The organism is Streptomyces sp. P17 (assembly GCF_032436805.1).
In the GTDB taxonomy this organism is placed as follows: domain Bacteria; phylum Actinomycetota; class Actinomycetes; order Streptomycetales; family Streptomycetaceae; genus Streptomyces.
On record NZ_JAVRBF010000295.1, the window covers coordinates 1 to 515 of the forward strand.

The 515-nt window shown below is 46.8% G+C and carries 1 protein-coding gene; it reads right to left on the bottom strand.

Annotated elements, in window-relative coordinates:
* Positions 1 to 515 (bottom strand): AAA family ATPase (locus RMT89_RS40945; protein WP_315888833.1); only part of this gene is annotated, 515 nt, incomplete at both ends.

Sequence of the window (515 nt, forward strand, 5' to 3'; positions counted from 1 at the left end):
TCACCGACAGTAAGATTATCAGGCAAACCCTTCTGCTCACGCAGATACAGGTTATATTCGTTCACCTGATTGTTGGTGTAGGCCAGAATACGAGAGGTGCTATCATCAACCGGAACCACGAACTGCTGACCAAGCATGGCCTGCATTTCATCGTCGTTCAGATGAATGACGCTATGACCGTCCACATGAATAGGCAGGAACTCCCCTGTTTCCACAGTGGTTCGTAACTGCTGGCAAACGTCCATGAGAGCCTGATTGTTGCGGTTACGCATCTGCTCAGTCAGTTCATAGAACGGAGCGTTCTGCCGATAGATCGGACTGATTGCTTCATAGATTGGAGCCAATTGATTATGGTCACCGACATATACGATTTTGCAATCGAACGTGCCTTCCATAATCATGTTGTAGAGGTCGCTATCGATCATCGAACATTCATCGATAAAGATGATTTTGTTCGTATAGACCTCCCAGTTACGTGTACGGGAAAGCAACTGCTTTCCGGTCTTGAAATCGAG